Source organism: Candidatus Regiella endosymbiont of Tuberolachnus salignus (assembly GCF_964020115.1).
Classification (GTDB): Bacteria; Pseudomonadota; Gammaproteobacteria; order Enterobacterales; family Enterobacteriaceae; genus Regiella; species Regiella insecticola.
This window is the reverse complement of record NZ_OZ026542.1, coordinates 1,137,529-1,150,564: the sequence shown is the minus strand read 5'-3', so window position 1 is coordinate 1,150,564 and position 13,036 is coordinate 1,137,529. Positions and strand designations below refer to the sequence as shown.

The following is a 13,036-nucleotide window of genomic DNA, read 5'->3' as shown; positions in this document are numbered from 1 at the left end:
ACAAGCGGAGAAGAAGCAGCACAGACCAACAGTTTCTCGCAGTTACATCTTCTGTTTGTTGAACAAGTTTAATTTATTAGATAATTAAAGGTACAAAACTCAGTGCAAATAGTCATCCCGATGTCAGGTTTTGGGGAGCGTTTCCGCAGAGCGGGGTACGAAGTTCCCAAACCCTTGATCGAAATCGAAGACAAACCGATCATTGCTCATGTTATTGATATGTTTCCAGGTGAACAGAATTTTATTTTTATCTGTAATCAAGCGCATCTTGATGAAGCCGGTTACCGTATGGAGACGATCCTTAAAGCATATTGTCCCACAGGTCGGATAGTGGGCATCGCTCCTCATAAACTAGGCCCGGTACATGCGGTGCGCCAAGTGGAACATTTGCTTGATCCCACTCAACCGGTGGTGGTTAATTACTGTGATTTCACTTGTTATTGGGATTGGCAGCATTTTAAACAATTTGTCAAGGATACGGCTTGCTCTGGTGCGATCCCTGCCTATAAAGGATTTCATCCGCACACTCTGGGCACAACGAACTACGCCTATCTGCGTGAAATAAACGGCTGGGTGCAAGACATTCAAGAGAAAAAACCCTACACCGATAATCGCATGGAGGAATTTGCTTCCAGCGGCACCTATTATTTTGCTTCTGCGAAAATCATGAGTGAGGCCTTCCGTATAACGATGGCGCAAAACCTTCAGGTTAACGGAGAATATTACGTTAGCCTGGCTTATAAGCCTTTGCTGGCAGCTGACAACCCGATTACCGTTTACCCTCTGCAGCATTTTATGCAATGGGGAACACCGGAGGATGTCGCGGAATATAATAACTGGTCTTCCGTCTTTAAGCGTTTAATCGTTTCGGAAAATGTGCCAACCCCAAAAGGATCACTGGTTATTCCGATGGCGGGACTGGGGCAACGTTTTATCAACGAAGGTTATAGCGTCACCAAACCATTAATACCCGTTTCCGGTCAGCCAATGGTCGTGCAAGCAACGCACGATTTGCCAGCGGCGTGCCATCATGTTTTTGTGCTGAGAAGCGATATGTCAGGCTATCGTGACATCGCTGGCCAACTTAAACAAGATTATCCACAGGCGATCATTGAGACTATTACTGATGTTACAGAGGGTCAGGCCTGTACAGCACTTATCGGATTGAAAGCCCTTGAAGGTACTGTTAGTAGTAAGCTAGAACCAATCACCTTTGGCGCTTGTGACAATGGTGCTTTGTATGACGCTAACGCCTTTCAAAAACTGGCAGACAACCCTGATGTGGATGTGATTGTCTGGGGAGCTCGTGGTTATGCCAATGCGATTCGCCATCCCAATATGTTCGGTTGGATCGATGTTGAAAATGGCCGAATACGAAAAATATCGGTGAAAAAAGCGTTACGTTCTCCGGAAACTGACCCTATTGTCATTGGTACTTTTACATTTCGCCGAGCCGAGGATTTCCGTCGAGTAGTCGAGCATTTAATCGCCCGAGATGGTCGTATTAATAATGAGTTTTATATCGATTCATGTATTAACGATGCGATTGAACTGGGTCTGAGCTGCTACCTATTTGAAGTTGACCATTATTTATGTTGGGGAACCCCGAATGATCTGCACACCTTTGAATATTGGCAATCTTGTTTTCATAAATGGTCTAGCCATCCTTATCGTTTGGAGTCGGATAAACGTGTTACTTTAAAAATACCGTCTCTTTAACAAAACTTGTGACGTTGGTCGTGCTATTCAATCAATGACATGTTACGTGGCAAATCTACTGAAGAAAAAAATGAGGAGAGCCGACAATGAGTAGTAAATTTGGTTTGCTAGAAAAACTAGAGTTTTTACAAAGTTGGGCATCAGTATTAATCGCAAACATTAATCCAGCAATAATTCATAATTTGGAGAAATATTATGCTTTAAAAAAGGTTCACTACCTCTCTACTATTGAAGAAATTGATGGTGACTATCTTGAGTTTGGTGTATTTACGGGAAGTTCTTTTTGCCACTCGATTAGATGTTGCAAGAAATTGGCAAAATTAAATTCGAAAATACTCAATACTACGTTCTATGGATTTGATTCTTTTGCAGGATTTGGTGATTTGAAAGAAGATGATAAGCACCCTTTTTACACCGATAAAAATTTCGCGACTAAATTGCCAACTGTCACACGGAGAGTACAACGTGTTGCATCAAATATTCAATTTAAATTAGTCCCTGGATTTTTCAGTGATTCTCTGAAAAATGGTGCTAATCAACTAAGTAGTGTCGTCACGTAATAAAAAATATATTATCATGTAACAAATAACGACAACTGTTGAGATGATTCAATAATGAAAGATGATTCGGGAATGAATTTAGCCCATCGCCGCCACGATATATCCGATCATGTTTGGAGCCTATTGGAAGCTCATCTCCCGGGGAGAAAAGGCACTTGGGGTGGCATAGCCAGAGATAACAGGCAGTTTATTAATGCTGTTTTCTGGATATTGAGAACCGGCGCTCCCTGGCGTGATTTACCGCCTGATTATGGCGGTTGGAAAAATACTCATCGCCGGTTTTGCCGCTGGCGTGACAAGGGGCTATGGGAGTCTCTGCTCGAAGCGCTGATTGTGGAGCCAGATTTTGAATGGCTGATGATTGATGCCACTCATAGCAAAGTTCACCCTCATGCAGCAGGCGCAAAAGGCGGTAATCAGGATATGGAGCGCACAAAAGGGGGCTCAACAGTAAGATACATCTGGCCGTGGATGCGCATGGTATGCCGGTCAGAATTTTTATTACATCAGGTACCACAGCAGATTGTCAGCAAGCAACGAATTTAACCAAAGGTATTGCAGCAGAATATCTGTTGGCTGACAAGGGCTATGACAGTGATAACATCATTAAAAAAGCAGAAGAAGCCGGCATGCAAATCGTAATACCACCTAAAAAGAATCGTAAAATTCAACGTGAGTACGATAAAGCGCTCTACAAGCATCGACATCTCGTGGAAAATGCTTTTCTGCACCTAAAGCGCTGGCGAGGTATTGCTACTCGTTATGCAAAAAATACCTCCTCTTTTCTCGCTGCTGTACAAATACGATGCCTTGCTCTATGGCTCAAGATCTCATGACGACACTATATAGGCATTGATAAATCAAAAATTATTTTTATTGATAGTGATACCTATTCTAGTGCGAGTGAAGCGCTTACATTTTGTATCCCCACGCTTCAGGAAGGCACTTTCATTATTCTTGATGATTACTATTCATATAGAGGTAGTGAGCGGCGAGGTGTTGCACGGGCATTTAGTGAATTTGTTGATCAAAGTAGAATAAAAATAAGGCAAGTTTTTACTTATGGTATGGGTGGGGTGGTTTACATAGTTTCTGAGATATTTTGATGAAATTTTCTTTAATTATCCCCTGCTACAACGAAGGAAGAAACCTTCCTTTATTAGTAGAAAGTTGCAAAGTATTGGCAACTAGGCCAGGTATAGAAGTGATATTTGTAGATAATGGATCAACAGATGGCACCCCAGAAATCTTTTTACAACTGCTTCCGAAATACCCTAGTTGCCGGACGGTGCATGTCGAAAAGAACCAAGGTTATGGCCACGGCATACTGACAGGTCTCAGAGCAGCGCAAGGGGAAATTTTAGGTTGGACACATGCGGATATGCAAACTGATCCTTTGGATTTATTACAGGGCTTGGCACTGTTTGAGCAGTACGGTGACAATATTTTTGTAAAAGGTAAACGCTATGGTCGTCCATTTATCGATGCGGTGTTTACCGTTGGCATGAGTCTCTTTGAAACAGTACTGCTTGCTAAACCAATGTGGGATATCAATGCACAGCCTACGATGTTCAGCCGTAAATTTTTCGAAACATGGGACTCGCCGCCGAACGATTTTTCCCTTGATCTCTATGCTTACTACCAGGCTCATCATCAAAAATTGAAGGTACAGCGCTTTCCAGTAAAATTTAGTAAACGAGCCTATGGTGTATCTCATTGGAATATTAACTGGAAGGCTAAGTGGAAATTTATTCGTCGGACGGTAGATTTTAGTCTGCAATTGCGTAGCCGTACCAGGAAAAAACAATGAACATCATTTTACATCGCCGCAATACATTATCCGATCTAAAGGCCACACAACCTAAATATGGTATTGAAGTTGATATTCGAAGTTACGGCAACCAACTGATCATTCATCATGACCCTTTTATTGTCGGTGAATCTTTTGAAGATTGGATCAATGCCTATCAACACGGAACTTTGATTCTGAATGTCAAAGAGGAAGGACTCGAAGCACGATTGATTGCTCTGATGAAAGCCAAAGGCATCGATGATTATTTTTTCCTCGATCAATCGTTTCCCTTTCTAGTGAAATGGGCGGCGGCAGGTGAACGCCGCTGTGCAGTGCGTGTCTCTGAATTTGAATCTATTGAAACGGCTTTGACGTTAGCGGGAAAAGTTGACTGGGTATGGGTGGACTGTTTTACTTATTTTCCCCTAAGCCAAATCGACGCCCAACGGCTCAAACAAGCCGGTTTTAAACTTTGCCTCGTTTCTCCTGAATTGCAAGGCAGGAACGCTGAAAACGAAGTTCCCACTTTGATTCAATTACTCCATAAACGTCATATCCAAGCCGATGCCGTATGTACCAAATGCCCAAAATTGTGGGAACAATTGGCAGAGTTAGTATGAAAAAACTGTGTTTTAATCCCTTCTTTATATTGGGTCTGTTAATCCGGCTAGCACTGATCGTCACCATGGCTCCCCATCCGGCTATTGATTGGTATGTGCCGTTTCTGGATATTACCACTACTCATCTGAGCTTTGACCCCTGGGCTGTCTGGCTTAAAGCGGGAGGAACCGCCGCCGCTTTTCCCTATGGCTATGTGATGTGGATAGTTTTTCTGCCGCTGGTACTTATTGCTAAATTGGCGGGTTTTCCGCTGCAATATGGCTATCAATTAACATTATTAGCAGCCGACTTTGTTTTGTTGTTTATTCTTCATCGATTACTGCCAAGGCGACAAAAATTACTTTTAGTCGCCTATTGGCTATCTCCTATTATTATAGTTGCCAGCTATGGATTAGGCTTAAATGATCTGATCCCGGTTTTATTATTAATTCTGTCAATATATGGTCTTCGCCAGCGAAAATTTAAATTGGCGGGAGCAGTTTGCGTGGCGGCTATTTCGGCTAAGCTCAGCATGCTTGTCGCTTTGCCATTCTTTTTAATCTATCTGTATAACAATAAAGCACTCAGGCAACGCCTGGCAGCGTTCTTGATCGGTCTTTCCGTCAGCACCCTTTTTTTCGCTACGCCCTTTATTTTTTCCAGTAGCGGCATGCAAATGTTGTTTAGCAACCCTGAAATGAAAAGCATTTACCGCTTAATGCTAAATTTAGGCGGCAACATATCTATCTACATTGTGCCACTGATTTATATGATGATGCTTTACCTAACATGGCGCTTTAAACGTTTTAACTTCGATCTGTTTCAAGCGGCCACTGGCCTGGCTTTTTTATTGATTGTTTTGATGATACCAGGATCGCCTGGTTGGTTTGTATGGAGCATGCCTTTTCTTGCTTTCTATCAGGCAATGAGCGGCCGCATCGCGATGATATTGGTCGGCATATTTTCAGGGTTGTATGTACTGAGTACCCTACTTATTACCCCTGTATCATTAGCCAATGGACTTGTATTTGATTTAGGGGCTATCTTCCTGCTTGGAGGACGGTTTGGTAGCCATGCCATTTCGCTTCTACATACCGTTATGGTTGCCATTGGTGTAGTGGTAGCAATTCGCATCTGGCGTGAGGCGATAAGCCGGAATGATTTTTTTCGATTGAGCAGAAAACCCTTTATTATCGGTATCGCAGGTGATTCAGGAGCGGGTAAAGACAGTTTTACCGATGCTATCATCGGACTTTTTGGCCAGCATTCTGTAGTCAAACTTTCTGGTGACGATTATCACCTGTGGGATAGGCAGAAGCCTATGTGGCAAGTGATGACGCATCTCAACCCGACGGCTAACGATCTAGAGGGATTCTGCCATGACCTCGTTTCTTTGGCTGACGGAAAAGCGATTCAATCAAGGCACTACGATCATCAAACAGGAAAAATGAGTAAACCATTACGTATCAAGAGTAATGACTTCATCATTGCTAGCGGATTGCATGTACTTTATCTACCGATGCTAAGAGAATGCTACAACCTTAAGATTTATTTAGATATTAATGAAGGATTAAGGCGACATTTTAAGCTCAAGCGAGATGTCTACCAGCGAGGTCATACTATTGAACAAGTGCTCGCCTCATTTGAAAGAAGAGAAGCCGATTCTGCTCGTTTTATTCGTCCTCAATCTAGTTACGCCGATTTGATCTTGTCATTACAGCCGATCCATCCCTGGATGTTGGAAAAATTAGATGATCAGCATCCTCTTCGCCTGCAATTAGTAGTAAAAACTCGACGGGGGTTGAATGAATTCTCACTGAATCGAGTGTTAATCGGGGTGTGTGGCTTACATATCGATATGGTCAAAGGTGAGAATAGCGAGGAAATACAAATGACAATAGAGGGTGAAACCTCAGCGGCTGATGTAGCCATGGCAGCAGAAATACTATGCCCACAAATTTTGGAGTTCTTAGATATTCAACCCAAATGGCAGGATGGCATGGCAGGTTTAATGCAATTGGTCACCCTATCTCATATTAACCAAGCACTGATCAAGCGATTTATACAGTGAAAATCTATAATTCTGAACCATTTACTCGTCTGCCTAATGCTTTTTTATTTGATACAGACAATACCCTGTATCCCTATAATCCAGCTCATGCGAGCGCCCAAAAGGCGGTGCGTGATAAAGTCGTCAAAACGTTTTCTATTTTACCTGCAGATTTTGATAAAGCGTTTTGTGAGGCGAGAAATCAAATAAAAAATCGTCTGCAACATACGGCATCCTCTCATAGCCGATTGCTTTATCTCCAGCGAATGCTTGAGATCCTGGGGCTAGGCTCACAAGTGTTGCTGGCACTGGATTTTGAGCAAACTTATTGGCGAACCTTTCTGAGTAACGCCATCTTGTTTGAGGGGGTAAAAGAGTTGTTGGACGACATCCGGTTACTGGGTATCCCGACCGCAATAGTGACCGACTTAACTGCCCAGATCCAATTTAGAAAAGTCGTTTATTTTGGTTTAGATCGCTATTTTGATTACATTGTGACCAGTGAAGAAGCGGGTTTTGATAAACCTCATACAGCACCATTCCAAATTGCATTGGAGAAAATGAGACCAAAAGGGGATTGTGTTTGGATGATTGGTGACAATGCCGTCAATGATATTCGTGGCGGACGCGAACAGATCAAGGCTGTGACACTGCAAAAAATACATGCAGGAGTTGAATTAGGCACTGGCCAAAATGCGCCCGATGCTTCATTCAATCATTTTGATTCATTAAGAAAACTGATAGCCAAGTTAGGAAATCAAGAGTGATTACTATGCCAAACAACGGTATTGTGGAACAGATAAGCGATTTTTGTGCCCGAATCGGAGCCGATCCTCTGCTCGTCCAAGCCGCCGGGGGAAATGTTTCGTGGAAGGACGGCGAGACACTCTGGGTCAAAGCTTCTGGCGCTTGGCTTGCCGATGCATCTGAAAAAGAAATTTTTATACCGGCGGATTTACCCTACCTTCGTGAAGCCATAAAAAATGGCGACTTTGATGTGGCACCAACATTACAAAATAATTCGCCTCTTAAGCCTTCTATCGAAACCTTGCTGCATGCCTTAATGCCACAAAAAATTGTTGTGCATTTGCACGCTATTGAAATATTAGCTTATTTGATTCGCCATGACTGTGAGACTGAATTGTGCCGATTACTCACTAATTGTCCTCCGTGGGTGTTGATTGACTACTATAAGCCAGGAAAAGAACTCGCTCAGGCGGTTTTTCAGGCTACCTCAGCGGATCCACAGCTAAAGCTCATATTCTTACGCAATCATGGTGTAGTCGTAGGTGGAGAGCATATAGATGAAGTAAACGATATGCTGACGATAATCATTCAAAAGTTAACCACAATACCGAGGAATACTTTCAGTAACGTACAGAATGAAGCCCCCGAAGCATTAGATCACTATATTCCTATTCAAGACATTGAGGTCCACGAGCTGGTACGTGATCCCGAACTATTTAACCGTCTTGATAAGTATTGGGCTTTATATCCAGACCATGTTGTTTTTTTAGGGCCCCAGGCTTATACCTATAAAACCTTGGACGATTTTCTGTTTAAAAATCGGCAAGAGCAACATTCCCCTGAGCTTGTTTTTATTCAAAACAGGGGGGTTTATGTCAAACCCACGTTCAATCGCGCCAAACAAGCACAGCTACGGTGCTACTATGATGTGATAAAAAGGCAAGAGATTGACTCATACCTTTATATTTTATCAAGTTTACAAATTGCTGAACTGCTAAATTGGGACGCTGAACAGTACCGTAAGCAGGTTAATATTCAATAAACTTCCTGTTATCATTACGCTATCTACATATATTACACCTGTGGCAAAACGGTCTCTTTTTATGTTAACTCTGTCGGTACCGAAAGAATGTAGCAAACGCCAATGTTTTGCTGTACTAAAATTTGCCGTTTACGATGCCAATCCACAGCGAGTGATGACGGTTAATTTTTTAGTAGCCAAAGTGAAAGTCAAGATATTGCCATCTCCATTCCTAATGTGATACATCCAAAAGCAACAATAGCATTGATAATTTCTTCTAATTCGCTGGGATTTTGGTAGTTTAAATTGCGCTGATATATAACAACGGCGAAAAAATAATGGAGGGTAACATGAAAGCAGTCATTCTTGCAGGTGGCTTGGGAACACGGTTGAGTGAAGAAACCGTGATAAGACCCAAACCGATGGTAGAAATTGGTAGTAAACCTATTTTATGGCATATCATGAAGCTCTACTCTTTTTACGGCATTAATGACTTCATTATCTGTTGTGGATATAAGGGTTACTTAATAAAGGAATATTTTGCTAATTATTTCATGCACATGTCAGATATTACCTTCTGTATGCGTGACAATAAAATGGAAGTACATCAAAAACGGGTAGATCCGTGGAAGGTAACTCTAGTTGATACCGGCGAGAATTCTATGACGGGGGGGCGACTGAAACGTGTACAGGATTATATTAAAGATGATGAAGCATTTTGTTTTACCTACGGTGATGGTGTCAGCGACATTAATATCACTGAATTAATTAATTTTCATCAAAAAAACGGTAAACAAGCCACATTAACTGCTGCGTTCCCACCGGCGCGTTTTGGAGCCTTGAATATTAAGGACGGGCAAGTCCACAGTTTTGAAGAGAAACCAAGAGGTGACGGCAGCATGATTAATGGCGGGTATTTTGTCCTTTCACCAAAGGTTATCGATTTAATCGATAATGACCAAACCATCTGGGAGCAGCAACCCTTGATAACGTTGGCCTCAAAAGGAGAATTGATGGCTTATAAACATACCGGTTTCTGGCAGCCAATGGATACCTTGCGCGATAAAAACTATCTGCACCAGCTGTGGGAAGAAAATCAGGCACCTTGGAAAGTATGGAAGTAGCAAATAATGGATAAAATTTTTTGGCAAAATAAACGTGTTTTTGTTACCGGACATACTGGATTTAAAGGGAGTTGGTTAAGTCTTTGGCTACAGCATATGGGTGCAAAGGTGAAAGGGTATTCACTCACTCCACCCACTGAACCGAACTTATTTCAGGTGGCCAATGTTGCTGAAGGTATGGCTTCCGAAATAGGCGATATTCGCGATGATCAACAGCTGTTAAAATCCATAAGCACATTTAAACCAGAAATTGTTTTTCATCTGGCGGCTCAACCTCTGGTGCGTTTATCTTATAGTGAACCTGTTGAAACCTATTCAACCAATGTGATGGGTACCGTTTATATACTGGAAGCTGTGCGCCAAGTAGGTGGCGTAAAAGCGCTAATCAATATCACCAGTGACAAATGTTACGATAACAAAGAATGGGTTTGGGGCTATCGTGAACATGAGGCAATGGGCGGGTATGATCCCTATTCCAATAGTAAAGGCTGTGCGGAATTAGTCACGGCGTCTTACCGTAACTCTTTTTTCAATCCAGCAAAATATGCACAGCATGGCACAGCGGTCGCAACAGTCCGTGCCGGCAATGTGATTGGAGGGGGAGATTGGGCGTTAGATCGTATTGTTCCTGATATTTTGCGGGCTTTTACAGCATCTAAACTGCTTGTTATCCGCAACCCCACTGCCATTCGCCCTTGGCAGCATGTATTAGAGCCTCTATCTGGTTATTTATTATTAGCCGAAAAATTATATGATGCAGAGGGAAAATATGCAGAAAGTTGGAATTTTGGCCCAAATGAATCTGATGCCACTTCGGTACAAAATATTGTGGAGAAAATCAAGCTGCTTTGGGGGGAAAGATCAGGCGGGCAATTATTAGATGAAACCAAGCATCCCCATGAAGCACACTATCTTAAATTAGACTGCTCAAAAGCAAAAATGCAACTGGGATGGTGGCCACGTTGGAGTCTTGATACAACGTTAGACTATATTGTGAAATGGCATCAAGCCTGGTTATCAGGTGAAAAGATGCGCCATTACACAATCAATGAAATTAATGATTACATGAACACCAAAAATTTGGATAACGGGATATTATGAAGCAAGAAACCCTCCGGCAACAGATTAGCGAATTGGTTGCCCAGTACGCCGACATCACACTAGCCCCTCCTCCCTTTAAAACGGGCGAGAGTGTGGTTCCGCCTTCCGGTAAAGTGATAGGTGCTAAAGAGTTGCAATTGATGGTAGAGGCTTCGTTAGACGGTTGGTTAACCACGGGGCGTTTTAATGCGGCTTTTGAAAAAAAATAGGGTGATTACTTGGGTGTGCGTCATGTGTTAACCACCACCTCGGGTTCCTCCGCTAATTTGTTGGCATTGACAGCATTAACATCACCCAAATTAGGCGAACGGGCGCTGAAACCGGGGGATGAGGTGATAACGGTAGCAGCTGGCTTCCCGACAACGGTGAACCCTACTATTCAAAATGGCTTAATTCCTGTTTTTGTTGATGTCGACATCCCCACCTATAACATTAATGCTAGCCTAATTGAGGCCGCTGTCAGCGATAAAACCAAAGCCATTATGATTGCGCACACGTTAGGCAATCTATTTAATTTAGATGAAGTACGCCGCCTAGCGGATAAATATCATTTATGGCTAATTGAAGATTGCTGTGATGCGTTAGGCTCAACATACAATGGCAAAATGGCGGGCACCTTCGGTGACATTGGCACAGTAAGCTTCTATCCGGCTCACCACATCACCATGGGAGAAGGAGGTGCCGTTTTCACTAAATCGGCGAAATTAAAAACTATTATCGAATCATTTCGTGATTGGGGGCGTGATTGCTACTGTGAACCAGGTTGCGATAACACCTGCAAAAAACGTTTTGGCTGGCAATTAGGCTCGTTACCCTTCGGCTATGATCATAAATATACTTATTTCCACCTGGGCTATAACCTAAAAATTACCGATATGCAGGCTGCCTGTGGGTTAGCGCAGTTGGAACGTCTAGATGAATTTGTGACAAAGCGTAAAGCGAACTTTGCTTATTTAAAACAGGCGCTGCAACCATTAGCAGATTTTATTGAGTTACCGGAAGCAACTGAAAAATCCGATCCCTCATGGTTTGGTTTCCCCATTACCTTAAAAGAAAGCAGTGGCGTGACGCGCATTGAGCTCATTAAATTTCTCGATGCCGCTAAAATAGGCACTCGTTTACTTTTCGCTGGTAATTTAACCAGACAGCCTTATTTCCATAATGTTAAATATCGTGTTGTTGGTAAATTGACCAATACAGACAGAATTATGAATCAAACTTTCTGGATCGGTATTTATCCCGGATTGACTCAGGAGCATCTGGATTATGTAGTAAGTAAACTTGAAGAGTTTTTTGGATAATTAATTAAGGATAGATTCTATAAATTTTTACCCAGAAGAAACGCATAGGGTTTATTTTTTGTAAATCCTAAAGTTAGAAAAATTAAAATGGAGTGACCATGAAAAAAGACATTTATTATAGAACTGCAAACTATGAAACTATAGGACGAACAGAAGATGAGCGCCAAATTATGGCTAATCTACTAAAACACCATTTAAATATCCTTCCAAATTTTGGAGAAAACTGGAATCAACATACACCTGTGACTACTACTCGTCAAACATTGAGTCGTTCTTTATATCTAGATAATTTATATAAAAAAATAATAGGGGTACCTGGTGTTATATGTGAATTTGGTGTTCGTTATGGAGCCACATTATCACAACTGATTGCGCTCCGTGGCATCTATGAACCTTATAATCATTGCCGGACAATCGTGGGGTTTGATACCTTCGAGGGGTTTGTGAATGTCGACAGTGGTAAAGATGGAACGACGCATCTAGACGGTGATTTCAGAGTAGAAGCTGACTATGAAAAAATTTTAGAGGACATACTCTCATTGCATGAGAAAAATTGCCCCCTCTCTCATATGAAAAAATTTGAACTAGTAAAAGGTGATGCATCTTTAACAACTTCGAAGTGGCTTTCTGAAAATACACACGCCGTGATCGCGATGGCCATTCTGGATATGGATATTTACAAGCCTACAAAAGATGTACTTGAAGCAATCATACCCCGTTTAACAAAAGGTTCTTTGCTGGTATTTGATGAATTAAACTATAAGTTATTTCCTGGAGAGACGCAGGCTGTTATAGAAGTTTTAGGATTAAACAATCTACGTTTACACCACTTCCCCCATCAACCAACCTGTGCTTGGGCTGTGTTTGAATAATTAATAATTATCTTGTTTTCGGTATTCCCACAACCCTGATCTTTTTATGCATCAAACGCTTTAGATTGTATTTTCTCGCCTCCGGATTATCTGACTGGTAACCAAAAAAGAGAATAACTGTTCTTTTTTAGTTTAGGAATAAAAAATTA

13 protein-coding genes and 1 pseudogene are annotated in these 13,036 nt (G+C 41.9%); all 14 read left to right on the top strand.

From position 1 onward, the window contains the following. Positions 1-102: 102 nt before the first annotated feature. The 14 genes and pseudogenes from AACL30_RS05995 to AACL30_RS05935 all read left to right on the top strand — a co-directional run bounded on the left by AACL30_RS05995 (position 103) and on the right by AACL30_RS05935 (position 12,887). Positions 103-1,719 (top strand): sugar phosphate nucleotidyltransferase, encoded by a 1,617-nt coding sequence (locus AACL30_RS05995; RefSeq protein WP_339058048.1) that lies wholly within the window; start codon positions 103-105, stop codon positions 1,717-1,719. Between the two features lie 86 nt (positions 1,720-1,805). Further along, positions 1,806-2,279 (top strand): hypothetical protein, encoded by a 474-nt coding sequence (locus AACL30_RS05990; protein ID WP_339058047.1) that lies wholly within the window; start codon positions 1,806-1,808, stop codon positions 2,277-2,279. Between the two features lie 72 nt (positions 2,280-2,351). After that, positions 2,352-3,115, top strand: a protein-coding gene (locus AACL30_RS05985) for an IS5 family transposase (protein WP_422389587.1) whose coding sequence is annotated in 2 segments (ribosomal slippage) — positions 2,352-2,712 and positions 2,712-3,115 — 765 coding nt in all. Because the reading frame shifts where the segments join, the coding sequence is not laid out codon by codon here. 9 nt (positions 3,116-3,124) lie between these two features. Next, positions 3,125-3,385, top strand: a complete 261-nt coding sequence (locus tag AACL30_RS16435) for a TylF/MycF/NovP-related O-methyltransferase (RefSeq protein WP_422389594.1) — start codon at positions 3,125-3,127, stop codon at positions 3,383-3,385. Continuing rightward, positions 3,385-4,089, top strand: a complete 705-nt coding sequence (locus tag AACL30_RS05980) for a glycosyltransferase family 2 protein (RefSeq protein WP_339058046.1) — start codon at positions 3,385-3,387, stop codon at positions 4,087-4,089. The genes AACL30_RS16435 and AACL30_RS05980 overlap by 1 nt, the downstream gene beginning before the upstream one ends. Further along, positions 4,086-4,691: a phosphatidylinositol-specific phospholipase C/glycerophosphodiester phosphodiesterase family protein gene (locus tag AACL30_RS05975; RefSeq protein ID WP_339058045.1), complete on the top strand. Its 606-nt coding sequence runs from the start codon at positions 4,086-4,088 to the stop codon at positions 4,689-4,691. Before AACL30_RS05980 ends, AACL30_RS05975 begins: the two co-directional genes overlap by 4 nt. Then, entirely contained in the window at positions 4,688-6,742 is a 2,055-nt protein-coding gene (locus AACL30_RS05970; protein ID WP_339058044.1) for a uridine kinase, read from the top strand. The genes AACL30_RS05975 and AACL30_RS05970 overlap by 4 nt, the downstream gene beginning before the upstream one ends. Then, positions 6,739-7,488 carry an HAD family hydrolase gene (locus AACL30_RS05965; protein ID WP_339058043.1) on the top strand — a complete coding sequence of 250 codons (750 nt, stop codon included), beginning with the start codon at positions 6,739-6,741 and terminating at the stop codon, positions 7,486-7,488. The genes AACL30_RS05970 and AACL30_RS05965 overlap by 4 nt, the downstream gene beginning before the upstream one ends. Before the next feature lie 5 nt (positions 7,489-7,493). Next, positions 7,494-8,510 (top strand): class II aldolase/adducin family protein, encoded by a 1,017-nt coding sequence (locus tag AACL30_RS05960; RefSeq protein ID WP_339058042.1) that lies wholly within the window; start codon positions 7,494-7,496, stop codon positions 8,508-8,510. A gap of 61 nt (positions 8,511-8,571) precedes the next feature. Beyond that, entirely contained in the window at positions 8,572-8,730 is a 159-nt protein-coding gene (locus AACL30_RS05955) for a hypothetical protein (protein ID WP_339058041.1), read from the top strand. 109 nt (positions 8,731-8,839) lie between these two features. After that, positions 8,840-9,613, top strand: coding sequence for a glucose-1-phosphate cytidylyltransferase (rfbF, locus tag AACL30_RS05950; protein WP_339058040.1), 774 nt, complete (start codon positions 8,840-8,842; stop codon positions 9,611-9,613). A 3-nt stretch (positions 9,614-9,616) separates the two neighbouring features. Further along, the gene (gene rfbG / locus AACL30_RS05945) at positions 9,617-10,714 is read left to right on the top strand and encodes a CDP-glucose 4,6-dehydratase (RefSeq protein WP_339058400.1); all 1,098 of its coding nucleotides are present in this window, start codon (positions 9,617-9,619) and stop codon (positions 10,712-10,714) included. Further along, a pseudogene (gene rfbH, locus AACL30_RS05940) lies at positions 10,711-12,015 on the top strand (lipopolysaccharide biosynthesis protein RfbH). The gene rfbG and the pseudogene rfbH overlap by 4 nt, the downstream one beginning before the upstream one ends. Positions 12,016-12,113: 98 nt before the next feature. After that, the gene (locus AACL30_RS05935; RefSeq protein WP_339058039.1) at positions 12,114-12,887 is read left to right on the top strand and encodes a TylF/MycF/NovP-related O-methyltransferase; all 774 of its coding nucleotides are present in this window, start codon (positions 12,114-12,116) and stop codon (positions 12,885-12,887) included. Positions 12,888-13,036 lie beyond the last annotated feature (149 nt).

What these genes read in the sequence shown, in the direction of transcription:
- AACL30_RS05960 (WP_339058042.1), top strand. Translation starts at nt 7,494, where the DNA reads ATGCCAAACAACGGTATTGTGGAACAGATAAGCGATTTTTGTGCCCGA.
- AACL30_RS05990 (WP_339058047.1), top strand. Translation starts at nt 1,806, where the DNA reads ATGAGTAGTAAATTTGGTTTGCTAGAAAAACTAGAGTTTTTACAAAGT.
- AACL30_RS05980 (WP_339058046.1), top strand. Translation starts at nt 3,385, where the DNA reads ATGAAATTTTCTTTAATTATCCCCTGCTACAACGAAGGAAGAAACCTT.
- rfbF (WP_339058040.1), top strand. Translation starts at nt 8,840, where the DNA reads ATGAAAGCAGTCATTCTTGCAGGTGGCTTGGGAACACGGTTGAGTGAA.
- AACL30_RS05970 (WP_339058044.1), top strand. Translation starts at nt 4,688, where the DNA reads ATGAAAAAACTGTGTTTTAATCCCTTCTTTATATTGGGTCTGTTAATC.
- AACL30_RS05975 (WP_339058045.1), top strand. Translation starts at nt 4,086, where the DNA reads ATGAACATCATTTTACATCGCCGCAATACATTATCCGATCTAAAGGCC.
- AACL30_RS05935 (WP_339058039.1), top strand. Translation starts at nt 12,114, where the DNA reads ATGAAAAAAGACATTTATTATAGAACTGCAAACTATGAAACTATAGGA.
- AACL30_RS05955 (WP_339058041.1), top strand. Translation starts at nt 8,572, where the DNA reads ATGTTAACTCTGTCGGTACCGAAAGAATGTAGCAAACGCCAATGTTTT.